Annotated in this window: 23 protein-coding genes, 1 riboswitch and 1 other annotated feature; of the genes, 6 read left to right on the forward strand and 17 right to left on the reverse strand. The window is 39.8% G+C overall.

Going from position 1 to position 25,783, the window contains the following annotated elements; translation table 11 throughout:
* Nucleotides 1–86: 86 nt before the first annotated feature.
* Nucleotides 87–620 carry a GrpB family protein gene (locus NQZ71_RS01175; RefSeq protein ID WP_144457476.1) on the reverse strand — a complete coding sequence of 178 codons (534 nt, stop codon included), beginning with the start codon at nt 618–620 and terminating at the stop codon, nt 87–89.
* A gap of 17 nt (nt 621–637) precedes the next feature.
* Complete coding sequence (locus tag NQZ71_RS01180) at nt 638–1,177, reverse strand: recombinase family protein (RefSeq protein WP_144457478.1); 540 nt, start codon at nt 1,175–1,177, stop codon at nt 638–640.
* Between the two features lie 151 nt (nt 1,178–1,328).
* On the opposite strand from NQZ71_RS01180, the gene NQZ71_RS01185 reads away from it, so the two are divergent.
* Nucleotides 1,329–2,792 (forward strand): SulP family inorganic anion transporter, encoded by a 1,464-nt coding sequence (locus tag NQZ71_RS01185; protein WP_317011205.1) that lies wholly within the window; start codon nt 1,329–1,331, stop codon nt 2,790–2,792.
* Nucleotides 2,793–2,854: 62 nt separating this feature from the next.
* Here the strand turns inward: NQZ71_RS01185 and NQZ71_RS01190 are convergent, their stop codons facing one another.
* Nucleotides 2,855–3,736 (reverse strand): SMP-30/gluconolactonase/LRE family protein, encoded by an 882-nt coding sequence (locus tag NQZ71_RS01190; protein WP_275009653.1) that lies wholly within the window; start codon nt 3,734–3,736, stop codon nt 2,855–2,857.
* A 177-nt stretch (nt 3,737–3,913) separates the two neighbouring features.
* Here NQZ71_RS01190 and NQZ71_RS01195 point away from each other — a divergent pair, with 177 nt between their 5' ends.
* From NQZ71_RS01195 to NQZ71_RS01205, 3 genes are all read left to right on the forward strand, one after another.
* Nucleotides 3,914–5,788 carry a terpene cyclase/mutase family protein gene (locus NQZ71_RS01195; protein ID WP_375545237.1) on the forward strand — a complete coding sequence of 625 codons (1,875 nt, stop codon included), beginning with the start codon at nt 3,914–3,916 and terminating at the stop codon, nt 5,786–5,788.
* A gap of 74 nt (nt 5,789–5,862) precedes the next feature.
* Nucleotides 5,863–6,108: a binding site (T-box leader), on the forward strand.
* A gap of 84 nt (nt 6,109–6,192) precedes the next feature.
* A complete protein-coding gene (gene ileS / locus NQZ71_RS01200) occupies nt 6,193–9,279 on the forward strand; it encodes an isoleucine--tRNA ligase (protein WP_317011206.1) in 3,087 nt (1,028 codons plus the stop codon).
* Nucleotides 9,280–9,406: 127 nt separating this feature from the next.
* Nucleotides 9,407–10,585 (forward strand): DHH family phosphoesterase, encoded by a 1,179-nt coding sequence (locus NQZ71_RS01205; protein ID WP_275009656.1) that lies wholly within the window; start codon nt 9,407–9,409, stop codon nt 10,583–10,585.
* 79 nt (nt 10,586–10,664) lie between these two features.
* Here NQZ71_RS01205 and NQZ71_RS01210 read toward each other — a convergent pair whose 3' ends face one another.
* The 11 genes from NQZ71_RS01210 to NQZ71_RS01260 all read right to left on the reverse strand — a co-directional run bounded on the left by NQZ71_RS01210 (nt 10,665) and on the right by NQZ71_RS01260 (nt 19,415).
* Nucleotides 10,665–11,270, reverse strand: coding sequence for a precorrin-2 dehydrogenase/sirohydrochlorin ferrochelatase family protein (locus tag NQZ71_RS01210; protein ID WP_317011207.1), 606 nt, complete (start codon nt 11,268–11,270; stop codon nt 10,665–10,667).
* Nucleotides 11,251–12,009 (reverse strand): sirohydrochlorin chelatase, encoded by a 759-nt coding sequence (locus NQZ71_RS01215; RefSeq protein WP_275009658.1) that lies wholly within the window; start codon nt 12,007–12,009, stop codon nt 11,251–11,253. Before NQZ71_RS01215 ends, NQZ71_RS01210 begins: the two co-directional genes overlap by 20 nt.
* The gene (gene cobA, locus NQZ71_RS01220; RefSeq protein ID WP_275009659.1) at nt 12,009–12,782 is read right to left on the reverse strand and encodes a uroporphyrinogen-III C-methyltransferase; all 774 of its coding nucleotides are present in this window, start codon (nt 12,780–12,782) and stop codon (nt 12,009–12,011) included. Before cobA ends, NQZ71_RS01215 begins: the two co-directional genes overlap by 1 nt.
* A 113-nt stretch (nt 12,783–12,895) precedes the next feature.
* On the reverse strand, nt 12,896–13,507 hold the full coding sequence (gene cysC / locus NQZ71_RS01225; RefSeq protein ID WP_127740657.1) for an adenylyl-sulfate kinase: 612 nt from the start codon (nt 13,505–13,507) through the stop codon (nt 12,896–12,898).
* A 17-nt stretch (nt 13,508–13,524) separates the two neighbouring features.
* Complete coding sequence (sat, locus tag NQZ71_RS01230) at nt 13,525–14,673, reverse strand: sulfate adenylyltransferase (protein ID WP_275009660.1); 1,149 nt, start codon at nt 14,671–14,673, stop codon at nt 13,525–13,527.
* 79 nt (nt 14,674–14,752) lie between these two features.
* Complete coding sequence (locus NQZ71_RS01235; protein ID WP_186304150.1) at nt 14,753–15,826, reverse strand: sulfate permease; 1,074 nt, start codon at nt 15,824–15,826, stop codon at nt 14,753–14,755.
* A 22-nt stretch (nt 15,827–15,848) separates the two neighbouring features.
* Nucleotides 15,849–16,565, reverse strand: coding sequence for a phosphoadenylyl-sulfate reductase (locus NQZ71_RS01240; protein ID WP_317011208.1), 717 nt, complete (start codon nt 16,563–16,565; stop codon nt 15,849–15,851).
* A 114-nt stretch (nt 16,566–16,679) separates the two neighbouring features.
* Entirely contained in the window at nt 16,680–16,829 is a 150-nt protein-coding gene (locus NQZ71_RS01245) for a YezD family protein (protein WP_127740649.1), read from the reverse strand.
* 94 nt (nt 16,830–16,923) lie between these two features.
* Nucleotides 16,924–17,037: riboswitch (SAM riboswitch) on the reverse strand.
* A 203-nt stretch (nt 17,038–17,240) separates the two neighbouring features.
* Nucleotides 17,241–17,663 (reverse strand): CBS domain-containing protein, encoded by a 423-nt coding sequence (locus tag NQZ71_RS01250; RefSeq protein ID WP_260054744.1) that lies wholly within the window; start codon nt 17,661–17,663, stop codon nt 17,241–17,243.
* A 111-nt stretch (nt 17,664–17,774) separates the two neighbouring features.
* Nucleotides 17,775–18,359, reverse strand: a complete 585-nt coding sequence (locus NQZ71_RS01255; protein ID WP_144457504.1) for an ECF transporter S component — start codon at nt 18,357–18,359, stop codon at nt 17,775–17,777.
* A 147-nt stretch (nt 18,360–18,506) separates the two neighbouring features.
* Entirely contained in the window at nt 18,507–19,415 is a 909-nt protein-coding gene (locus NQZ71_RS01260) for a LysR family transcriptional regulator (protein ID WP_144457506.1), read from the reverse strand.
* Between the two features lie 292 nt (nt 19,416–19,707).
* Here NQZ71_RS01260 and NQZ71_RS01265 point away from each other — a divergent pair, with 292 nt between their 5' ends.
* Nucleotides 19,708–21,534 (forward strand): assimilatory sulfite reductase (NADPH) flavoprotein subunit, encoded by a 1,827-nt coding sequence (locus tag NQZ71_RS01265; RefSeq protein ID WP_317011717.1) that lies wholly within the window; start codon nt 19,708–19,710, stop codon nt 21,532–21,534.
* Nucleotides 21,535–21,558: 24 nt separating this feature from the next.
* Nucleotides 21,559–23,283, forward strand: coding sequence for an assimilatory sulfite reductase (NADPH) hemoprotein subunit (cysI, locus tag NQZ71_RS01270; RefSeq protein WP_260054743.1), 1,725 nt, complete (start codon nt 21,559–21,561; stop codon nt 23,281–23,283).
* A gap of 40 nt (nt 23,284–23,323) precedes the next feature.
* Here the strand turns inward: cysI and NQZ71_RS01275 are convergent, their stop codons facing one another.
* From NQZ71_RS01275 to NQZ71_RS01285, 3 genes are all read right to left on the reverse strand, one after another.
* Entirely contained in the window at nt 23,324–23,971 is a 648-nt protein-coding gene (locus NQZ71_RS01275; RefSeq protein ID WP_260054742.1) for an SDR family oxidoreductase, read from the reverse strand.
* 108 nt (nt 23,972–24,079) lie between these two features.
* A complete protein-coding gene (locus tag NQZ71_RS01280) occupies nt 24,080–24,790 on the reverse strand; it encodes a YjjG family noncanonical pyrimidine nucleotidase (protein ID WP_144457512.1) in 711 nt (236 codons plus the stop codon).
* 102 nt (nt 24,791–24,892) lie between these two features.
* The gene (locus tag NQZ71_RS01285; protein ID WP_317011209.1) at nt 24,893–25,783 is read right to left on the reverse strand and encodes an aminoglycoside 6-adenylyltransferase; all 891 of its coding nucleotides are present in this window, start codon (nt 25,781–25,783) and stop codon (nt 24,893–24,895) included.

Raw genomic sequence — 25,783 nt, forward strand, 5'->3', positions numbered from 1 at the left:
TGATATACTTAATATTCTCCTTTTTCCTTTTTTTTATTATTAGTCTAGCTAATAAAATGGAGACTGTATTTGCGGAAGTTTTTAATTTAAGAAGTAGAGGTGTTTTTTTTGCGGTTCGCCCAAGCTAATGCCTTTTGCTCTAGAGCTGCTGTAACTTCATGCTTTCCCATTATATAAGCGTTTATATTATTGGGGTACTTTTGTGCTAATGCTGCTTTTAAATCACCGTATTGTTTAGCATCCTCCTTGTTTACACGCAAATAATCACGAAATGCAAGATGACGGAATATGTCCTTATTATCTTTCTCATAAATATGGAGATGATGTGTGCGTTCATCTCCGCCTTTTTGCAAATATCTTCGGCCGGAAATCCCATTCTCCCCCTTCGCTTCATAGCCCAATTCAGCCATTTCGTTATAGAACTTCTCAACATTATGTATATTTGTAACAACAGGCATTATATCAATAATGGGTTTTGCATTCATGCCATGTATGCTCGTGCTTCCAATATGATGTATTTCCAGTATTACCTCGCCGAAAATATTCTCAAGCTGCCGTTTTTCTTCTTCAAACAGAGAACTCCACTCTTCCTTATATGTGCACACCTCAACTTTTCGCATAAGCTCACCGCCTTTTATTAGTTTTCTAAATAACGGTATAACGTAGATTTGCTTATACCTGTGGCCTCTTTAATTTCATTTAAGCTATATCTTTTACTTTGATACATTTCAATGGCCTTTTTTACATTTTCATCTGCTTTACGGGGTCTTCCTGTCGATATCCCCTTTTTCTTCGCAAATTCCATTCCCTTTTTAGTTCGTTCACTAATGATTTCATTTTGAAATTCAACTAAATGTCCGACCATTTTCTTCAAGGAATATTCTTTTTGCTGCTCCATATCAATATCTTCATGCAATGTTTGCAAATAGGCTCCCTTTTGCTCGAGGATCTCCAGTAATTCAAAAAGATGCCTGCTAGAGTCTGCTAGTGTAAACAATCTGCATACGACAATTTTGTCTCCCTTATTTAACTGCTCTAGCAGCTGGTGAAGCACCGTTCTTTTTTTTGCTGAGGAGTGCCCTTCTTTTACTAACTTTGCGCATAAACCAGTAAGCTCCTGTTCCTGAAGCTTACAATCCGTATCCTCCTGGGCAGGCCGCATATAGCCAAATATCATCTTTATGCCTCCCTTGTTATTTCTACTATTAATTATTATAGATAGGAAAATGCCTTTTGTAAAAATCGTCCCAATATATATTCCCTTTTGGGAAAATTTCTGTTACAATTCTCCTTATTGAAACTTGCCAACTATAATGAGGTGAATAATTTTGATAGAAAAAATAAAACGTGAATGGTTTTTCAATGTCCGAGCCGATATTCTTTCAGGTATCGTCGTTGCATTGGCATTGATCCCAGAAGCAATTGCCTTCTCGATTATTGCAGGTGTTGACCCAATGGTTGGGTTATATGCTTCCTTCTGTATTGCCATAATCATTTCTTTTGCTGGCGGAAGACCTGCGATGATATCTGCGGCAACAGGGGCGATGGCATTGCTGATGGGGCCATTAGTAAGAGATTACGGGCTGGAATATTTGTTTGCAGCAACAATTCTTACAGGAGTTTTCCAGGTGGTTTTTGGCATTTTTAAAATTGCCAAGCTAATGAAGTTCATACCAAGAGCAGTTATGATTGGATTTGTAAATTCCCTTGCCATCTTAATATTTATGGCACAAATGCCCCATTTCCTCGGGATTTCCAATATGACGTATGTTTTCGTAGCAATCACTTTATTGATTGTTTATATTTTGCCTAGATATGTTAAAGTCGTCCCAGCACCTTTAATTGCTATTATATTGTTAACAATTGCATCTATTTTTGGGAATATGCAGCTTGAAACTGTGGGTGATTTAGGCAATATAACAAAAACCTTGCCATCATTTTTGATTCCAGATATTCCTTTCAACTTTGAAACACTTGCCATTATCTTTCCATATAGCATCGCCATGGCAGTTGTAGGGTTATTAGAGTCACTGCTCACAGCGAGTATTCTTGATGATGCAACAGACACAGACAGCAATAAGAACAGAGAAGCTAGAGGACAAGGGATTGCTAACATCATTACCGGCTTCTTCGGTGGTATGGCTGGCTGTGCTATGATTGGCCAATCTGGAATTAATGTAAGATCAGGGGGAAGGGGCAGACTTTCCACCTTTGTCGCAGGAGCTTTTTTAATGTTTTTAATCATTGTGTTAGGAGATCTTGTTGTACAAATACCAATGCCAGTGCTTGTTGGCATTATGATTATGGTTTGTATTGGCACATTTGATTGGTCTTCCTTCAAATACTTAGTAAAAGCTCCGCGAACAGACGCAATTGTCATGCTTGTTACAGTTGTTATTGTAGTTGCTACACATGACTTGTCAAAAGGAGTCATTGCAGGTGTTATTTTGAGTGCTGTCTTTTTTGCAGCGAAGATATCACATGTTAATGTCACGAAGAAATTTACGGAAAATGAGCATAAATTCTTTGTGCAGGGCCAACTGTTTTTTGCATCTGTTGACAGCTTTGTAGCCGCATTTAACAACGCATACCAGAACAAAAATATCGTTATTGATTTTTCTGAATCCCATATTTGGGATGACTCTGCTGTTGGAGCCATTGATAAAGTTGTTCTTAAGCTCCGTGAAAATGACAATACAGTCAATATCATTGGCTTAGATTCTGCCAGCAAAAATCTCGTTGATAAGCTGGCAATCTTCCAAAATCAAAACGCAAAACCATCTGGAAGCTAAAAATAATCAAACAAAAGATTCATGGATACATTACCATGAATCTTTTTTCTCTTTCAAGTGTTTCAGCCGCCAAAATAATTCCCAGGAAATCCTTTCACATCCATCTTGCATTTATAAAGCGCTCCTGCTAACGGGAATTTTTCCAGCTCCTCTGTACTCATACCTGTTCGTGCTGTTGTGATATACAGTTCCTGAGCATTTTCTCCGCCAAATGCACAGGAAGTGACATTTGGTGCTGGCACATTGATTGCCTCTAATTTCTTTCCGCTATTTGGATTCCACCTTGAGACCTGTCCGCCTCCCCAATGGGCAATCCACAGCATTCCTTCTTCATCTATCGTCATTCCATCAGGGAAGCCTTCTTCATCTGAAAAATCAATGATAGCACGCTTATTGTCAATATCACCAGAATCCAAATCAAAATCAAATTGATATACCTTTTGTACAGGTGTATCGATAAGATATAGGTACTTATTGTCTAAGGACCAGGCCAACCCATTAGAAGTGCTTAACTTATCGACCTTCTTCGTAATGGACCCGTCTTTCTCTAAACAATATAATGCTGCTTTCTCCTTCTCATCCTCTGTACTCATTGTTCCTGCCCAGAAACGACCTTGTGTGTCGCATTTTCCGTCATTAAACCTGTTAGCAGGCAAATGCTCCTCTGGATCAAATATAGCCTGCAATTCCCCGCTGTCCAGGTCTAAATAGTGAAAGCCATTTTCTAACGCAACAACTGCTTTATTCCCTTCAGGAGTTGGAATAATGGCACTGACTTTTTGTGAAAGTACTACTTCCTTATTTTCATTTTTGCCCGGATTATGGATACAAACTTTTCTGTTATCAATATCAACCCAATACAGCAGTTCCTTCTTATCATCCCAAAACGGTCCTTCTCCTAATTCTGCATTTGCATCAAACACAAGCTCTAATTTCCGAACCATACAATCTCCTCTTTCTGCAGTTTATTTTCTTTCCATATACCTCAATTCTTGCTCATAAAAACCGCTTCCATTTTTTTCTTTTCCCTTTTCAATCATGATAACCCAGCTAAGCCGCATACCTTAGAAAATAGAATATCGTTACCCGAGGTGATTACTTTGGAAACAGAACTGATTGTTATGGAACAAAAACGGAGAGTAGCTGAACTTGCGAGCCTCCAATTTAAAGACGGCTCCTTTCGCTTTCGTTTTCAAGGCAGTTTAATGACAGATGCCTTCTTTATCATTACATGCAGAGCGCTGGATATGAAAACAGAGGAAGAAAACATTAAGCTACTTGTTGACTCATTAAAAGCCTCACAACAGAAGGAAGGTTATTGGAAAGCATATCAAGATGAACCGAACGGTCATTTATCTGCAACAATCATCGCATATACAGCCCTTTTATATTCTGGTTATGTGAATCGTACTGATGAAAACATGAAAAAAGCAAAGTCCTTTATAGTAAAAAACGGAGGTATTTCTAAAGCACATTTTATGATTAGGTGGATGCTTTCAGTCAATGGGCTTTATCCATGGTCTAAAATGATTTATGTACCCATGACTTTTTTGCTGCTGCCGTCCTTTCAACCAGTAAATTTCTTTCAATTCAGCGCATATGCGCGTATTCATTTCATCCCAATGCTCCTTGCCTCTAATAAAAAATTCACCATCAAAGCCAAAAACAAACCAAACCTAAGTGACCTTCATATTAGAAACGACGAACCCTCCCCTGACATAGAGTATTTAGAAGATGAAAGATCTCCTTTCTCTTTTGTTTGGAAGGAAATGAAAAGGATTGGGAAATGGCCCAGCTACCTTCATCAGCTTGGCTATTACTATGCTGAGAAATATATATTAGACCGGCTCGAGGAGGATGGGACACTATACAGCTATGCAAGTGCAACCTTTTTTATGATTTATGGGCTCCTGTCACTCGGCTATCGTAAAGACTCACCTGTTATTCAAAAGGCTATGTCAGGACTCTCCGCCCTTATTGACAAAACAGGAACACATGCCCATTTAGAGAACTCAACAAGCACAGTATGGGACACAGCATTAATAAGCTATAGCCTTCAAGAGGCAGGCTGTTTGCCGAGCGATGATTTCATCTCCAAATCTGTTGACTATCTGTTAAAAAAGCAGCACACAAAATTAGGAGACTGGCATGTTCATAACAAAGGGACCTCTCCTGGAGGCTGGGGGTTTTCTGACATTAATACAAATAATCCAGATAATGATGACACCTCTGCTGCGTTAAGAGCCTTAACAAGATCAGCTGCCAATAATAAGGTCATTCACGAAGCCTGGCAGCGTGGGACTAACTTTCTTCTGTCCATGCAAAACAAAGATGGCGGTTGGGGAGCATTCGAAAAAAATACAGATTGGGAGCTTCTTCAGCATGTGCCAATTGAAAATGCCAAAGATGCTGCTGTCGATCCATCTACACCAGATTTGACAGGCAGAGTACTCGAATATTTAGGGAATTTTGCCGGTTTAACAGAAAATCACCCTCACTTAAAGGCCTCTGTTCAATGGCTCCTAGACAACCAAGAGAAGAACGGCTCTTGGTACGGGCGCTGGGGTGTTTGCTATATATATGGGACATGGGCAGCAATCACTGGCTTAAGGGCTGCTGGATTTTCCGAAAAACATGCGAGTATCCAAAAAGGTGTCAAGTGGTTGAAAGCCATTCAAAGACAGGACGGAGGCTGGGGTGAATCATGCCGAAGCAGTGAAAAGCGCATGTTTATCGCCCTTCCTTTTAGTACAGATTCGCAGACTGCTTGGGCAATTGATGCCCTGGTTGCCGCAGGTGAATCGAAAAGTGAGGCAGTTACAAGAGGACTAAAATTTCTTTTAACAGCAAACAAGGATACGCTGAGCAGCACCTATCCTACAGGAATTGGGCTGCCTGGACAATTCTATATTCATTACCATAGCTACAGCAAAATCTATCCCTTATTGGCAATTTCCCATTATTTACAGTCACTAAAAAACACTAATTCCGTATAGTATACTACTACAGCTATTATCTCTTGTATAAAGAGATGATAAGTGCTATTATATACAAAACATTCCAGAATTTATAAAAATCGATGAAGAGAACAAGTACGTCTTGGCATGAGTTTACAGCGAGCCGGGTATGGTGGAAGCCGGCAAATGAATCCAGACAGAAACATCATCTCTGAGATGCAAGGCTGAAATATGAGTAAGCCTTGCCGGGACTTCCACCGTTAACAAGGAACACGTATGATGGTACGTTGACTAAGAGCTGACTGCTTTTTGCAGCAGAATTTGGGTGGTAACGCGGGTATACAACACTCGTCCCTTTTTATAGGGACGAGTGTTTTTTATTTACTCAAGCTGTCATGTTCCGGTATTTTCTGGTAAGCATTCACCTTAAAGGAGGTTTTATCATGGAAAAAAGCCAACAGCAAACGCAAGCAGAAAAAGAGAAAAGGATACGCTTATTTTGGGAGCAAGAGCATATTTTTGAAAAATCAGTAACAGCAAGAAAGGATCAAGAATCCTTTGTTTTCTACGAGGGTCCACCTACTGCTAATGGTATGCCCCATGTAGGCCATGCACTTGGCAGAACAATAAAGGATATCATCGCTCGTTTCCAGACAATGGCAGGTAAGCAGGTCGTCCGCAAGGCTGGCTGGGACACACATGGTTTGCCAGTTGAGCTTGGTGTGGAGAAGGCTTTAGGCATCTCTGGTAAGCAAGCAATTGAGGACTATGGAGTAGAGGCATTTATTCAAAAATGCAAGGAGAGCGTCTTTTCCTATGAAAAGCAATGGCGGGATTTCACGAAGGAATTAGGTTATTGGGTGGACATGGAGAATCCTTATATGACAATGAGCAATGAATACATTGAGTCTGTTTGGCATATCCTCGGCACCATTCATGACAAAGGACTGCTATACAAAGGACATAAGGTTTCTCCCTACTGCCCTAGCTGCCAAACATCCTTAAGCTCCCATGAGGTTGCGCAAGGCTATAAAGATGTTAAAGACTTAAGCGCAACTGTAAAATTCAAACTAAAAGACAGAGATAACGAGTTTATCCTCGGCTGGACGACAACTCCTTGGACATTGCCAGCAAATGTTGCACTTGCGGTTAACGCAAAGCTTGAATATGTTCGGATACAGACAGGTACTGAAATCCATATAACAGCTAAAGCTCTTGCCCAAAAGGCTATGTCAGCTGACAGCGTTATTCTCGAAACAATAGAAGGTAGTGCATTACTCGGACTTCGCTATGAAGCACCATTCTCCTTCATCACTGTCGATAAGGGCCATTATGTCGTCAACGGAGACTTTGTTACAGCAGACAGCGGAACAGGCATTGTCCATATCGCACCTGCATACGGGGAAGACGATTATCGTCTTGTCCAAGAAAATGATCTTTCCTTTGTTCAGGTCGTTGATGGGAGCGGTAAATATACAAAAGCAGTCACTCCACTAGCAGGCAGATTTGTTAAAGACTGTGACGTGGATATCATCAAGCTGCTTCATGAAAAAGGCTTATTATTTCATAAAGAAAAATATGAACATTCCTACCCTCATTGCTGGCGGTGTGATTCGCCCCTTCTGTATTATGCACTTGAAAGCTGGTTCATCCAAACAACAGCTGTGAAGGACGCAATGATAGCAAATAACCAGCAGGTAAACTGGTATCCAGACCATATAAAGGATGGTCGCTTCGGGAATTTCCTAGAACAAATGGTAGATTGGAACATCAGCCGCAGCAGGTATTGGGGAACACCTTTGAATGTTTGGGAATGTCCTGCATGCAAGAAACAAACGGCTCCAAAAAGCATCGCTGATTTAGCGAACCTAACAGACAGTAATTTGGATGAGCTTGAGCTTCATAAGCCATATGTTGATAATATAACTTTCCCTTGTCCTTCCTGTAGCACGCTAATGGTGCGCACACCTGAGGTAATCGACGTTTGGTTCGACAGTGGCTCCATGCCTTTTGCACAATATCATGCTCCATTTGAAAACAAGGAACTATGGAAAAGCCAGTATCCAGCAGACGTAGTTGTTGAGGGAATTGACCAAACACGCGGCTGGTTCTATTCCTTATTAGCTGTATCTACACTTTATAATGGAGAACTGCCATATAGAAATGTATTAGCAACAGGCCATGTACTTGATGAAAATGGCCAGAAAATGTCTAAAAGCAAAGGAAATGCACTTGATCCGGTTGAGCTCATCCATGAATACGGAGCTGACTCGCTAAGATGGGCATTGATCGAAGACAGCGCTCCATGGAACCAGAAAAGATTTTCAGTTAAAAATGTCCAAGAAGCAAAGTCTAAATTAGTCGATACATTAACAAGCCTTCATCATTTCTATAAGCTGTACGCTGACATTGATGGATTTAATCCAAAATCATCTATTGAAGCTGGTTCGTTAACATTAATGGACAAATGGGCTAATTCCCGTCTTGCTTCGACTGTATCACAAGTAAACAAGGAAATGGAAAACTTCCAGCTGACAAACGCAGCAAGGCATATCGGCAATCTGCTTGAGGATGTTAGCAACTGGTATATCCGCCGAAACAGAGAGCGGTTCTGGAGTGAAGGAATGACCGCAGACAAAACATGCGCTTACCATACCCTTTATAATCTGCTTGTGCAAATAACAAAGCTGCTTGCACCATTTACACCTTTTACAGCTGAAGATATCCATTATAAGCTGACAGGAAAAAGTGTCCATTTGGAAGATTTCCCAAAAACCGATGAATTGACCATTGATTTAGAGCTTGAGCAAAAAATGAGCGCAGTCAGAGAAATTGTGGAGCTTGGTAGAAGCATTCGTCATCAGACTCAAGTCAAAACAAAACAGCCTTTGGCCATGATGGCAATCGTTTCAAACGAACTAACTTCTGATGTACTGCGAAGCTTTAGTGAAATCATCAAGAGTGAGCTGAATGTGAAACAGATAGATTGGGCCGAATCGAGTAAGGGATATATTCAGCATAGCCTTAAGCTTAACTTTAAAAATGCAGGCAAGCGCCTTGGCAAGCTGGCAAATCCTGTTCATAACGCCCTCTCCACTCTGACACAGAAAGAGATTGAGCAATTTCTTCATAATGGGCAATTAACTTTAAATCTTGATGGGCAGCAAGTAGAGCTTCAAAAGGAAGATGTGCTTGTTTATAAGTCTGCTTCTATGTCAGGCTATAGTGAGGCATCAAACAGAAACTTTACTGTTATAATAGATACGAGCATCACTGCTGAGTTGGCACAGGAAGGTTTCATAAGAGATTTTATTCGCTCTGTTCAAGACTTAAGAAAGCAGAAAAACCTGCCTGTTGAAAAGCGGATTGATTTAAAGCTTGGCGGGTCTCAGGAATTTCTTTCATTAGTAAGGGAACACGAGAGCCTTATCAGCAGTGGCATTCTTTTAAATAACATCTATTATCAGATGTCAGATAATATGGTTGAAATGCAAGTAGGCAACTATCAGGTTTTTGTTTCTTTTGAATGATAGTAAATGAATGACCTAGGTAGCATCCTTAGGTCTTCTCTTTTTATGTTCTAATAAGAAGAATTATTCGAGATAGTTGTTCTATTTTTTCCATATTAGATTATACTATTGGGCAGAGGTGAAAAAAATGTATAAATTATTATCGCATAACGACCTGGATGGAGTTGGCTGCGGAATCATTGCAAAGCTTGCCTTTGGAGAAAGCGTAGAGGTCCGCTATAATTCCGTTTCCAGCCTTAATCTAGAAGTGGAAAGATTCCTTGATCACAAACCTGAGGATACCTTTCTAATTGTGACAGACCTGTCTGTCAGTGAAGAAAATGCCATCAGGCTTGATGATTATTATAAGAAGGGCGGCAAGGTTCAACTTATTGATCACCATAAAACAGCCTTGCATCTTAATGATTTTGAATGGGGACATGTTTTAGTAGAGGATGCAGATGGGATATCCACCTGTGCTACTTCTTTATTGTATGAGTACCTTGTAAAAAACGGGCACCTAACTGCCTCTGACAGCATGGCAGAGTTTGTTGAGCTAGTCAGACAATACGATACTTGGGATTGGGAGAAGAATGAAAACTTTGACGCCCAAAAGCTTAATGCACTTTTTTACTTAATTTCTTTTGATGAATTTGTAGAAAAAATGGTGGAGAGACTAACAAACAGTGATCACTTCTTCTTTGATGAAGTTGAAAAACAGATTCTCGACTTAGAAGAAAAGAAAATTGAACGCTATATTCGCCGGAAAAGGCGCGAGCTAGTTCAAGCACAGGTCGACGGTTATTATGCCGGAGTTGTCTATGCTGAATCCTATCATTCAGAGCTAGGCAATGAGTTAGGCAAGGATTATCCTCATCTGGATTATATTGCAATTCTTAACATCGGCGGAAAAAGGGTCGGCTTCCGCACCATTCATGATCATGTCGATGTTTCCAAGATTGCTGGTACATATGGTGGAGGCGGACATGTTAAGGCATCCGGCTGCACAATGACAAATGAAGCATATAAAAGCTTTGTGACAGATACATTCCCACTTGAACCATTAAGGGAAGACCCAAGAAAGAACGATTATAACAAGAAAAACTCACCATTAGGTACGCTGTATGAAAATAAACACGATGAGTTGTTTTATTTATACCCAGTCGGCAAGCAGCAATGGGTCATTAACAAAAAGAAGACAAAGCTGCCTGAAACATTTTCTTCTTTCCAGGAAGGCGAAAACTTCTTAAAGAGAAATCACGGTGCATGGATGTGCAAGGATGACAAATATGTCCGTTATGTAATGGAATTTGTAAAAACTAAATAATAAACTATAGCCTGCCGCTAGCATATCGGCAGGCTTTTAATCGAAAGCAAAGCAAAAGAACCTCTAACATCCTCTCTTGTTAGAAGTTTTGGAAAATCTTCTGAAATTCCTTTCTTAACAAAGAGGACTGTCTATATTTATTATCTGTAATTTCCTCCAACAAACCTTTTTTATCTGCAGGAGTCAAATTGGCCTTTTTAATCATTTCCCGGGCATTAAACAGAAAATCCAAATATTCCCCCATGTCCTCTTCATACTCTTGTACCCAGCTTTCTTTAATTTTCTTTGCCAAGATCGGGCTTGCCCCCATTGTGGAGACACTTAATGTTAGCCTGCCCCTTTGAAGGCTAGCAGGTACATGACAATTTCCATTTGCTGTTGCTGAAACATCAGTCACCAGCATGCGGTCACTCAGCTTACTTGCAATAGTATGATTTGTTTGCGGATTATTTGTAGCTGCGACAACAAAAAAGGCACCTTCAAAATCCACATCTGTCACTTCTCTTTTTACTGCTGCAATTACTCCCTTTCGCTCAAGCTCCTCAAGCTCTGGGCATATTTCAGGGCTGATGACTGTAATTCTTGCATCTGCTTCCAGAAGTGCGCGCACCTTCCTTAGTGCAATATTGCCTCCTCCGGCAACGACACATTTCTTATCCTTCATATCAACCATTAATGGGAACATATTTATCAGCCTCTGCCGCTTCTTTAATTCTGTCTTTTAAAATGCTTGAGATAGATGGGTGATAGCCTAAGTAGCTGCAAAGCTCATACTTCTTTTCTTTATTCGAAAGGGAATTTATTGTTTTTTTCATCGTATTCATCAAAATTCCAGTGAACAGTAAATATGGGATTACGATAATATTTTCGTAAGAGGATTGGTTTGCAGCCAAAAGGGCATCCTCAAAGCTTGGAGAGGCTGCTGTTAAATAGCAATCCTCCACTTTTATTCCATTAAGTGAGCTCTCCACCATATCTCCTATTTCTCTTAGATCACGTTTGACATCTGGATCACTGCTTCCTCTGCCTACTAAAAGAACAAGAGCATCCTTTGCTTTATATGATTCTGACTGCTTAATTTTATGTGCCACAATCTCTGCCATTTTTTCATGAACACCAATTGGACGCCCATAATGCAATTGAATAGCTGGAAATTCCTTCACAAGCTCATCAAGGACTTCAGGAATATCCACCTTCGCATGTGCAGCTGTCAGTAAAAGAACGGGCACAGCATAAATAGTAGTTGCCCCTTTAGCTACACATGCCTTGAAGCCTTCCTCGATACTAGGCTCAGACAGCTCAAGAAAAGAATATTCCTGGATAGGGTAATTGCTTTCCTTCATACATTCCTTTATGAAGGTTATCGCCTGATCACTTGCTTCCTTTACTCTGCTGCCATGGCATATATATAAAACAGCTTCCATTATAAAACCACTTCTTTCGCCAATGAATCTTCAAAGGAATTCTCAAACCATTGGATTTTTTCTCGCATCCGGACAACCTCACCAATAATAATCATACACGGGTTCTCAATCTTTCCTTTTTCCCCATCCTCTACTACCTTGTCTAAAGTTGTGACAATCGTTTTTTGGCTGCTTGTTGTACCCCAATTAATTAAAGCAACAGGTGTATCTCCGCTTTTTTGGAAGGAAAGCAGCTTTGCTCTTATATTAGGCAGATTTCTCACACCCATATAAATTGCAAGTGTATCAATATGACATAGTGCTTCCCATTTAATGCTATCCTCTTCCCCATTTTTCATATGCCCTGTTACAAATGCAAAGGAAGAACCATAGTTTCTATGCGTTACAGGTATGCCAGCATAGCTTGGTGCAGCAATGCCTGCAGTAATGCCTGGCACAATTTCAAATGGAATTTGGTTTTTAGCTAGTTCTTCCGCTTCTTCTCCACCTCTGCCAAAAACAAATGGGTCTCCCCCTTTGAGCCTTGTTACGATTTTTCCTCTTTTAGCATGTTTCACAAGAGTCTGATTGATTAATTCCTGCTTCATCACATGATGATGCGGCAGCTTCCCGCAGTAAATTAGCTCTGCTTTCGGTTTTGCATAGTGCAGTAGCTCCTCATTGACAAGACGGTCATACACAATGACATCAGCATTTTTAATGCAATTTAGCCCTTTAACTGTAATTAATTCTGGATCTCCAGGTCCTGCTCCTACTAAATATACTTTCCCCACAATTTCACCCTCCCTCTGTTGCTGCAGTAAAGCCCTTAAAAACAGGCGATATTAACAGAAAGGAATTATAGGATTCTCACAAACGAGACACTATAATTCCTTTTTTCTATCATTTATATGTTTCTATAATAGCCTTTTTCTTTCAAAAATTGAACAATTTGTTCTACACAATCTTCAATAGAAGATTTTTCTGTATCTATCACAATTTCCGGATTTGCTGGTTCCTCGTACGGGGAGCTGATTCCTGTGAAGTCTTTAATAATTCCTTGTCTCGCCTTTTCGTAAAGACCTTTAGGATCTCTCGCCTCACAAGCCTCAAGGGAGCACTTCACATATACTTCAACGAACTCATCATCTTCAAGCAATGCTCTTACTTCCTCGCGATCATTTCGGAAAGGAGAAATAAATGCTGTCAGCACGACTTGGCCGCTGTCTACAAACAGCTTGCTGACCTCACCGATTCTGCGAATATTTTCCTTTCTGTCCTCTTCCGAGAAACCAAGGTCCTTATTAATTCCGAATCGGATATTATCACCATCAAGCACATATGTGTGTGTTTCATCCTGAAACAATCGCTCTGCAACTGCATTTGCTACAGACGATTTCCCTGAACCAGAAAGCCCAGTGAACCATAATACATAGCTGTGATGTTTGCTTTTCTCTCTTCTACGTCCTTTTGAAACTGTCTGGTCATGCCAAGTAATATTTGTACTTTTGCCGCTCATTTCCGTATCCCCCTGTATTATGAATGGATCTCTTGGTTCTTTAAGCCTCTTATCAGCACTTCCACTACCTCTTTGCGGCTGAATGTACTTGGCGGAATTTCACCGTTTCTTAGAAGCTCGCGTACCTTTGTTCCAGATAAAATTTCGTGATGTTCTTTGTCATGAGGGCATGTTTTCGTTGATGCCATATTTTCGCACTTTCTGCAATAGAAGCTATGCTCAAAGAACAGCAGGTTAATTCCTAATTCCTCTGATGTAAATTGGTCGAAAATTCTTTGTGCATCATATGTGCCATAGTAATTGCCAACACCAGCATGGTCACGTCCAACAATAAAATGAGTGCAGCCATAATTTTTTCTTACAAGGGCATGAAATACTGCTTCTCTTGGCCCAGCATAACGCATAGCAGCAGGGAAAACAGCAAGAAATACTCGATCCTCAGGATAGTAGTTTTTCAATAGCACTTGGTAGCTTTCCATACGCACATCTGCAGGAATATCATCTGATTTTGTTTCACCTACCAGCGGGTTCAAGAATAAACCATCTACTGTTTCCAAAGCAGTCTTTTGAATATATTCGTGTGCACGGTGCACAGGATTTCTTGTTTGGAAGCCGACAACTGTGCTCCAGCCTTTATTTTCGAACACTTCTCGCGTATCCTTTGGTTCCAAATAGAAGCTTTCAAATTTAGTGCGTTTTAGTTTTTTTAATAATTTGATAGCTCCTCCAACATACACATCGCCTCTATCAAATACTTTCTTCACACCTGGGTGATCCAAGTCTGCTGTGCGGTAAACAGCCTCTGCCTCTTTTGTTTTGTTTGGTGTAAATTTATCTTCCACTGTAAGTACACCATAGACCTCTCCATTATGAACAAGCTTAACTGTTTCGTTTAGTTCTAGATTATTTGCTTGCTCCTCTGAAACAGGAAGTGTAATCGGAATACTCCAAATTTGCCCTGAAGCAAGCCTCATATTTTGTACAACAGATTCATAGTCCTTTTGAGATAAAAATCCAGTCAATGGACTGAAAGCACCATTGCCGATTAATTCAAGATCACTTAATGCAACCCCATCGATTTCAAGCTCCTTCGTTAATCCACTGATATCATAATTAGGTTCCCATAAATTGATTAGTGTTCCTCCATGAGGTTTGCTTAATGCCATATTGTTTGCACCTATCCTTCCAGTTACTAGTTAGTTATATTATTAGTATTATATTTTAATAGAAACGGCTTTGACCCTATCAAATGCCGCCCCCATCCTCATATACAGAGCGACTGTCTTCCTTTATAGATTTAACAAGACTTAGTGTTCCTAATGTAGCGATACATACACTTGTCAAAACAAGTACATTGTAAAAATCATTTTTGATGAAAAGCTGCACAAGGCAATAGGATATGACGAGAGACAAAACAGGTGAAACAATCCATACCTTTATAATGCGATGAATCATTTGCTTTTTGAATAGCACCATTCCATTCTTTGCAACGCCAATGCCAATGATTGCTGTACTCGTAACTTGAGTCAGTGGCACAGGCAATCCGAAAATAGAGGCAATTGTTACTAACGTTGCTCCTATGCTGGAAATAATCCCGCCCTCAAGCTTGCTGAATTGGACAATTTTTTTTCCGTTTGTTTGCAGTACTCTTCCACCAAGCAGCATAGCACCAACACTGATTGCCAAGCCTCCTAATATAATTCCACTGTTCATCGAAATAAGGTTGGCTCCTACCATTGGTCCAACAGCATTAGCAACATTGTTCATGCCTGCCGAAAATGCTTCAAAAAAGCCAACAACAATAACAAAAACAGATAAGTACCGCTGCGATTTGCTTGCTTTAAGCCAGTTGTATTTCCTTTCAGCTCTTATAATCATTTTCCCTGCTGCAAGTGCAATCCCAAAAGAAATGAAAGGAATAAGAACCCAAAAGAAAACAATCCATAAAATATGTCCTATAAAAATACTTTTATATGCAACTCCAACACCAACAACACTGCCTACAGTGATTTCACTTGTTGATAAGGGTATTCCCATTAGATTTGCGATAAACAGGGAAAGGGCAGCAGAGGACAAAATAATCAAAACAATATTTGCGTTTAATAAGCTGCTCGGGATAAGGTCCTCCCCGATTGTCTTGACTACTTCGCTTCCCCCTAATACAGCTCCTAGAAAAATCGCCACACCACATATAAGAAGGGCGTGCCTTTTTTTCGGGATAGCACCTGAACCATATGCAACCCCAAGGCTTGCTGCTGCTCCACTTGCTCCGATGTTCATTGCAAAAAATAACGACATTAAACCGGCAAGAATAATCATCATAATAGTTTTTTCCCTCTAGTTATTGTAAATGCAGCCCACATTCTGTTTTCCCTTTTCCTGTCCATCTTCCAGAGCGTAAATCATCCATTGAGAACGCAGGCTGTGTGCATGTTCTGCAGCCGATGCTCGGATAACCATTATCATGAAGAACATTATAGTCAAGTTGGTTTTTATGAGCGTATCTCCATACATCCTTCCAAGTCCAGTGAATAAGGGGACATACTTTAATGCTTTTAAATTTTTTGTCTGTATTAATATACTCAGTGTTAGCCCTCGCACCGCCCTGTTCTCTTCTCAAGCCTGAAATCCAAGCTGTGGAACCAGAGAGAGCAGAATTCAACGGAATAATTTTTCTGATATCACAGCATTTATTAGGATTCGTTGTCCAAAGCTCATCTCCATACTGTTCCGCTTGCTCGTCCAAGGTCAATTCTGGTTTTTTCATTTCAATTTGCAAATGTGGATATTTCTTTTTCACTTTTGCAATTAATTCATATGTTTCCTTAAAGTGCACATCAGTATCTAAAAACACAATCTTAGCATTTTCTTTTACCTTCGATATTAGATCAATCAGAACGATTCCTTCTATTCCAAAACTGCAAGCATAAACAATTTCTTCTTCATAAGTATCATAGGCCCATTCCAGAACTTCCAAAGCGCCTTTTGTTTCCGTATCGCTTGGAAAGGCTGGCAGTCTATAACTATCGATATTTTCATAAGTTAATAGATCACTCAAGTTGCATACTCCCTTTCACTTTGTGTGCATTGCACCGTTTTACACGCGCAAAAAAGACAGCTTTAACACGATGCATATGTGCCAAAACTGCCTCTAGTTTCTCTAGTCAGCATTTTATTTACCAAGTCGAATTTTTTCACTTTTTTCAATTTGAATGACTTTTCCATCCTGAACAATTAAAGTAATGGAGCCGAACTTCATATTCTTTAACATTTCCTCCAACTGATCTTTAATTTTGTCCAGTTGATTTGTTGTTTCCCCCATTAACAAATCCCTCCTACAAACAAAAAACTGTTACTGTTAATCATGGCAATAAAAAAATCTTTCCATCTTCGGAAAGAAACAAGGTAATATCACTACCTTATCTTTCAAAATGGAGACCATTTTGTTGGACTTAGCACCTTGCCTTTTTTTTCAATTGCAGGTTGCTGGACATCATCGGGCCAATTCCCTCTGTCACTCTTGATAAGCAATGTTTTTTCTAAATTTTATCACAATTGATTATATTGTCAACAAGTTTTACTAGGTGTTTAGTCGGAATTAAAACATTAAACATTTATAATTTTCCAATAACCATATACTAGCATATGCAGAAATAAAATATAAGCAGCATGTCTTAAAAAACATAATGCCAAAAAAACCCACTTTTGACAGTGGGTCTTTTTTTTGTAGCAATTAATGGAGTGGATCAGATATATTACTTAAGGCTTGTCCTGCTTCATCAATGTGAATATTGACTCTTGCAAGGTCCCCAATTGCACAAATACCGACAAGCTCTCCATTCTCAACAACAGGCAGGCGGCGGATCTGCTGTTCTGACATGATGTTAGCACATTCATGAATATCCATATCTGGAGTGCAAGTTGTTACATCCGTTGTCATAACATCATGACAATGAACCGAATTACCGTCTTTGCCATCTGCAATTGCTTGGATGACAATATCACGGTCTGTAATCATTCCAATCACCTTTTTCCCTTCACATACAGGAACAATCCCAACATTAACATCACGCATAATTTTAGCAGCTTCCACGATAGCGTCATGGGGCTGACATACCTTAACATCAGTTGTCATTATCTCTTTAACAGTAGTCAAAACAACTCACCTCCAAAATTGATCTCTAATATTTTCCCGTTTTAAAAAAATATTATGACAGCCACCATTTATTGCCAATGATTAACATCACAAAAAAAGCAGCCAAGGCGGCTACTTTCTTAATCTTAATAACGGTTTTGAAATAATGGGCGCAAGTATACCGGAAAGGATTGCTTCTGTTACACCATTAGTACCTACAATTGTTAAAAGCGCAGGCAAGAGCTTATCCATGTCCATTTCTAAAAAGTTCGCATATGGCTCACGATAAAATAAATAGATCAGTCCAAGTACTAAAACAGTGTTTGTTAATGACCCGAGCACACCAGCAATACTCATTCTTACTGTTTCACTAAGCTTTTCACTAAGAATTCGATGAAATACATATGCAGCAACAACACCAATTAAAACCCGAGGCAGCACAGATATAAGCGGATTTGTGAAAACAATTGGCGCAATTGGACTAGTTGGAGCTACAAATGCTCTGATAAATGTGATAAGTCCCCAAATACCACCAACAATGGCCCCTTCCTTTGGTCCAAGGACAATTGCTGCGATAATGACAGTCACCTGAATAATCGTCAAACTAAGCGGTCCAATCGGTATATATCCTAAAAACGGGATCGTCGTTTGAATAATAATAATGGCAGAAAGCATCCCTAATAGGACAATTCGGAATGTCTTATTTTTCTTGTTCATAACTTAACTCCTTTTAACGAAAAAAATCTTCTTCGTTATCATACTACAAAATACGCAAGAGACAATAGGTGACAGACTAAAAAAAGCCTTATTTCTAGCTATTTGCGGTTTACCGTTTCTTATGCATTTTTTCATATAAAAGAATATCTATTTATCCTGCTCCTCTTCATGAAACGGATATTTCTTATTCAATGCTTGAATGAATGTTTTTACGTTTTGTTTTTCCTTCATAATTGGCGAATATACATAGGAGAGTGTCCTTTTGAATACTTCCTTCTCAAGAGTGATTGCAAAAAGATTGCCTGCCTGAATATCTCTTTCAATCACACATTTAGATAAAAGCGTCAAACCCATACCATTAATGACCGTTTCTTTAATTGCCTGGTTGCTGCTTATTGTCAGAAGTGTCCCTACCTTCAATGCGTTGGAACGAATTACATGATCCAAATACTCCCTTGTACCTGAACCTATCTCGCGAGTTATCCATGCTTGGTTTTGCAGGTCCTTCATAGGCACCTTTTCCTTATTAGCAAGTGGGTGCTTAGCAGAAGAAACAACAAACAGCTCGTCCTCCATAAAGGGATGGACAGAAATTTCCTTGTCATTTGTCTGCCCTTCAATCAGCCCAATATCAACTTGGTAGCGTCTTACTGACTCTACTACCTCTTCCGTATTACCAATTGTTACTTGTAAGGCCAAATCTGGATGAGTTGTTTGAAGCTCAAGCAGCAGTGGCGGTAATATATACTCACCTATAGTAAAGCTCGCACCTATTTTTAAATCTCCTTTAATGGCATGATGGTGCTCTAATATATTCTGCCTTGTCTGTTCATATAAAGTGATCATCTGAACTGCACAGTCATAAAGAATTTCTCCAGTAGGAGTCACCTTTAAATATTTTGGCGACCTTTCAAACAATTTAGTTTGAAATTCCTTTTCCAAATTTTTTATATGCAGACTTACACTTGGCTGAGACATCAAAAGAATTTCAGCTGTTTTAGTGAAATTCTTTACTTCTACAAGTGTGACAAATGTTTTTAACGCATCATATTGCAACAAAAACACTCCCTTTCATCAGATGAATTCATATTTATTATAATAGCTATTATTAAGATTATTAATAGCTCCAATAAGTTAAATGTATTTTACTAATTCTTTAACATCCAGTAAAGTACAATTATATATGCACTAAGAATATACTTTTTTTACAGAAAAAGATTCTGCCTAAAATCCGATTTGTCTTATTGGATTAATAAATTTAGAATCTAATCTTAGTTCCGAATGAAAAATATGATTAAAAATAACAAAGTTGAAAATGAATCGATTTTTTTTAAAGAGGTGAATATTGTTGCAATTACTAGTAACGAACAGTCCTTTTAACCAGGAACAGACAGAGCTGTTGAACCGTCTTTTGCCAACCTTATCCGAAAGTCAGAAAATATGGCTGAATGGCTATCTTTCTGCATCATTATCAGCCAGCGCAAATGCAGCCGTTCAAACAGCCGAAACTCCTGCTGCAGCGATGGCACCAGTTGCTGTAGAACCAGCCTCTAAGGAGGTCACAATCCTTTTCGGATCACAAACAGGAAATGCGCAAAACCTTGCCAAAAAAAGTGCGAAAATACTGACAGATAAAGGTTTTCAAGTTACTACATTATCAATGAGTGACTTTAAGCCAAATAATATTAAGAAACTCAATAACTTACTTATTATTGTCAGCACACATGGAGAAGGAGACCCACCAGATACAGCATTAACATTCCATGAATTCCTGCATGGCAAAAGAGCACCAAAATTAGAGAACTTAAACTTCTCCGTTTTGTCTCTCGGCGATAGTTCTTATGAATTCTTCTGTCAAACTGGTAAGGAATTTGATGAACGCTTAGAGGAAATCGGCGGCAAGCGCCTGTTACCACGCGTCGACTGTGATTTAGATTTTGAAGAACCTGCAAATGAATGGCTTGAAGGTGTGTTGAACGAGCTTGGAAACACAAGCACAGCCGCTCAAAGCGCAGAAACAAAAGAATTAGCAACAATCTCAGAAACAGAATATTCAAGATCAAACCCTTTCCTTGCAGAGGTACTCGAAATCCAAAACCTTAACGGCAGAGGCTCAAATAAAGAAACACTTCATATTGAGCTTTCGCTTGAAAACTCTGGTCTAACATACAAACCTGGTGACAGCCTTGGAATTTATCCAAAAAATGAGCCAGAGCTTGTTGACCTGCTGCTAACGGAGCTGTCCTTTCATGCACAGGAAACTGTTTCTATAAATAAAAAAGGCGAGATACGCTCCATTAAGGAAGCTCTGCTTTCCGAATTTGAAATAACTGTTCTTACAAAGCCTTTAATAGAAAAATACGCAGCGTACTCGACAAACGAATCGTTGCAGGATCTTCTTAAAAAGGAAAACCAGGAAAAATTGAAAGCGTATATTGATGGACGAGACCTGCTCGATTTAATTAAGGACTTCGGACCTTGGAATTTTACCGCGCAAACCTTTGTTGCACAATTACGTAAATTACCTGCCCGTCTGTATTCTATAGCTAGCAGCTATACAGCAAATCCTGAAGAAGTTCACCTGACGATCGGAGCTGTCCGCTACAACACACATGACCGAAATCGGAAAGGTGTTTGCTCCATTCTTTGTGCGGAGCGCTTAAACCCAGGTGATAAAATTCCTGTCTTTATTCAGGAGAATGAGAACTTTAAGCTTCCTGAAAATCCCGAAACTCCTGTCATTATGGTAGGACCCGGAACAGGAATCGCTCCATTCCGATCCTTCCTGCAAGAACGTGAGGAAGCAGAAGTTGAAGGAAAATCATGGCTGTTCTTTGGAGATCAGCATTTTGTCACAGACTTCCTTTATCAAACTGAATGGCAAAATTACCTTAAAAATGGGGTATTAACAAAAATGAACGTCGCATTTTCCCGCGACACTGCCGAAAAAGTTTATGTCCAGCATCGTATGCTTGAGCACAGCAAGGAATTATTCGAGTGGTTGCAGGAAGGTGCTGCAGTTTATATTTGTGGCGATGAAAAGCATATGGCTCATGACGTGCACCAAACATTAATTAACATCATTGAAAAAGAAGGCAATTTCAACCATGAAGATGCCGAAAAATACCTTGCAGCAATGCAGCAGGACAAACGCTACCAGCGTGATGTTTATTAAGATTAACTGAAAGGAGTTTTTCTAATGGCTAGACCAATACTAACTGCACCAGAAGGACCGCCCTCACCAAATGAACAATTAAAAATAGACAGCAACTATTTGCGCGGAAGCTTGAAGGATACGATGCAAGAGCAGCTAACATCAGGTATCCCACACGATGATAACGTGCTAATGAAATTTCACGGAAGTTATCTGCAGGATGACCGTGACCTTCGTAATGAACGTCAAAAGCAAAAGTTAGAGCCTGCCTATCAATTCATGCTTCGAGTTCGGACTCCCGGAGGTGTCGCAACACCTGAGCAATGGCTGAAAATGGATGATCTTGCTCAGCGTTTTGGAAACCAAACGTTAAAGCTTACAACACGCCAAGCATTTCAAATGCACGGTATCTTGAAATGGAATATGAAAAGTACGATTCAGGAAATTCACCAATCCATGCTTGATACCATTGCAGCTTGTGGTGACGTTAACCGGAACGTAATGTGTAATCCTAATCCATACCAGTCAGAAGTACATGGCGAGGTATTCAGCTGGTCTAAAAGATTAAGTGACTACTTGCTTCCACGCACACGCGCTTATCATGAAATTTGGCTGGATGAGGAAAAAGTAGCTTCTTCTCCAACAGTAGAGGAAGACATAGAGCCAATGTACGGTCCTGTTTATTTGCCAAGAAAGTTTAAAATAGGAGTAGCTGTTCCACCTTCCAATGATGTGGACGTTTACTCACAAGATCTGGGCTTTATCGCAATCGTTGAAAGTGGAAAATTGGTTGGTTTCAATATTTCCATCGGTGGTGGTATGGGTATGACACATGGTGATACAGAAACATATCCGCAGCTCGGTAAGGTTATCGGCTTCTGTGAGCCTGAGCAAGTATTAGAGGTTGCAGAAAAAGTAATTACAATCCAGCGCGACTATGGAAACCGTTCTGCACGTAAAAATGCCCGTTTCAAATACACAGTCGATCGCCTCGGCGTAGAAAATGTCAAAGCAGAGTTAGAATACCGCCTTGGCTGGAGCTTACAAGAAGCAAGAGAATTCCACTTTGATCACAATGGCGACAGATATGGCTGGGAAAAAGGCGTCAAAGGAAAATGGCATTACACATTATTTGTCGAAGGCGGCCGTATTAAAGACTTTGATGACTACAAGCTGATGACAGGCTTACGTGAAATCGCAAAAATCCATACAGGTGATTTCCGCCTAACTGCTAATCAGAATTTAATAATCGCTAATATTTCATCGAAAAATAAGAAAAAAATTACCGAGCTGATTGAACAATACGGATTATTAGATGGCAAGCGCTTCTCCGCGCTGCGCAGAAGCTCTCTTGCTTGTGTTTCTTTGCCGACATGTGGTCTTGCAATGGCAGAGGCTGAGCGCTACCTGCCTCGTTTAATTGATAAAATTGAAGAAATCGTTGATGCAAACGGCTTGCGTGATAAAGAAATCACCATCAGAATGACAGGCTGCCCTAATGGGTGTGCTCGACATACAATAGCTGAAATCGCATTTATCGGAAGAGGCCCTGGCAAATACAACATGTATCTTGGCGCAGCCTTTAACGGCAGCAGATTGAGCAAGCTGTACCGTGAAAATGTCGGTGAAGAAGAAATCTTAAGCGAGCTTGGTGTCCTTCTGCCGCGCTACGCAAGAGAAAGATTAGAAGGCGAACACTTTGGAGACTTCGTCATTCGTGCCGGTGTTGTCAAAGCAGTAACAGATGGAACAAACTTTCACGCTGTATAAACATATAAAAACGAGATAGGTAAAATCCTATCTCGTTTTATTATGCCAACCCATTAAAAGCTTCTGGTAGTTGTGCTTCCCCTGAAACCAAATCAAAGGAACGCTTATATGTTCTTGAATCATCAAGTGATGCTACTATCACTTTTGCAACATCTGCTCTCGGAATATAGCCTCTCGTGAGGTTTTCCTCGATTTGCACCAGTCCTGTACCAGGTTCATCTGTAAGACCACCTGGTCTGATAATTGTATAATTAAGCTTGCTAGCGAGCAACATACGGTCAGCATAATGCTTAGCAACATAGTAAGGTAAAATATGCTCATTCCAGTTTTCTCTTGTTTGTGCCTGTAAAGCACTAACCATTATAAAGCGTTCGATTCCAACCTTTTCAGCTGCCTCTATCGTTTTCACAGCACCGTCTAAATCAATTAATAACGTCTTATCAGCACCAGTGCTTCCACCAGAACCAGCAGTAAACACAATCGCATCACAGCCTTCCATTGCTTTGCTCAACTCATCAACACTTCCTTCTAAGTCTGCAAGCACTGCTTCCACACCTTGGCTTGTGTAAGCTTCCTTTTGCTCTGCTGAACGAACCATTGCACTGACAGTATGCTTATCCTCTTCCTTAAGCAAACCTACAAGGATTTTTCCAATCTTCCCGTTTGCGCCTACAACTAAAGTTTTCATATATATAACCTCCTTTTCTTCTATATAGATTGTCTCATTCCACCTATAATAACATCAAATAGTTTGACTCTATAAAAAAAAGGCCATCTGCAAAAGATGGCTCAACTATTAAACAGATTCTGTCTTCCTTGTAACTTCTAAAACATTGTAAAGCTCATCCAAGCTCTTCACTTCATAGGTAGGCTTCCATTCTGTTGTGTTTTCAATACCATTAGGATTCACCCAACAAGTATCAATACCTGCTAAAATGCCACCTTTAATGTCTGCAGTTAATGAGTCTCCAATAATCAGTGTTTCACTTAGTTCGCAATTAGGAATTCTCTCAAAAACAAAGTCAAAAAACCCCTTCATCGGTTTCTGGAAGCCTGTATCCTCTGATACAAAAACAGCTTTAAAAGATGGAAAAAGCCCTGACAGCTTTAAACGTCGATCCTGTGTTTGCGAAATACCATTTGTCACAATATACAAATCAAAATGGTCCTTCAGTTCTGTAATAACTTCCAACGCACCACTCATGAGATAATGTCCCTCTCCAAGTCCCCTGCGGTAATGCCTTTCCAATTCCGGGCCGTCAACTGACTTTCCAAGCTCCTTAAACAGCAGGGTAAAGCGCGTGTTGAACAATTCATCACTTGAAATCAGCCCTTCTTCAAAGGATTTCCAAAGTCGTTTGTTAATTTGCGAATAAATTTTATGGTTTTCAGCATCATATAAAACTCCTTGGCTTTCCAGCAGCATACTCAGTGACGCTCGCTCAGCTGCAGCAAAATCCAATAAAGTATCATCTACATCAAACAGCAATGTTTTGTATTTTCTCATGAAGTATTCCCCCTAAGCGCTAGAAAACTGCCTCTTTTACCTGTGCGCAATTCTATCTTCTAACTATATCGAAAGGGAAAACAAAAATAAAGACCACAGTCCTTAAAAGATATTTTCTGCATTAATAGGCATGCTCCTGAGTCGCTTCAAATATTTTGTCATTTTTATATCATCTTCAGCTGGATAACTTAAATTCTGCTGCTTTGCTATCTCTTCTCCCAGAAGCCTGAACAAGTCATTCATCATAAATAAGGACTGCCACATATTTTCATCACTACTGTCCCCGTAGGTCTGTCTATACATATCCCAATATTCTTCTGGTAAATATTCACGAAAGTATTTACCCATCTTACCTGAGCTCACCTGGAAATTATGATTCATGCCAATCCACCATGACACAATTTCATCAAGCATAGGTCTGACAATTGTTTCTGCCATATTTTTGGCATATGGAATCTCCTTGCGCCAAATTCCTTTTGCGACATTTTGCTGACACCACCAAAACTCATTGCAAACATGGAAATATCGTATGGCAGTTGGTTCCTTTACATAATAGCTGTGATCAGAGGCAAATGGTATTTCCGGGAGAATTCCGTCCTTATCAAGCAAAGGTATTGTCAGTGAATCTTTTCCATATTGCTCAAGCATCGCTTCCTTTGTCTCAATATGAAGATCAATCCGATTGCCGTCTGTAAACAGCATTAAATAACTATATGATCGGCTGACGTCCACCTCAAGACCTGCAGCTAAATCCATTCTATTAGGCTCCTGTAGCATGATAAGCTCGCCAAACACATGAATCCATGCTTCATCCTCTATAAAGAGTCCTGTTTTTGTGACAACATAAACAATATCATAATCCTGGAGAATATCCTTTTTAACCTTTGGGTTTGCTCTAGATCCATTCATATACACCGCTCTAATTCTGTTATCGCCTTTAGCTACATTAAGGATAAGCTCGTGCATTTCTTGTTCTGTTCTAATGACGCACAC

Origin of the sequence: Niallia taxi, from assembly GCF_032818155.1 — a bacterium.
GTDB classification, from domain to species: domain Bacteria; phylum Bacillota; class Bacilli; order Bacillales; family Cytobacillaceae; genus Niallia; species Niallia taxi_A.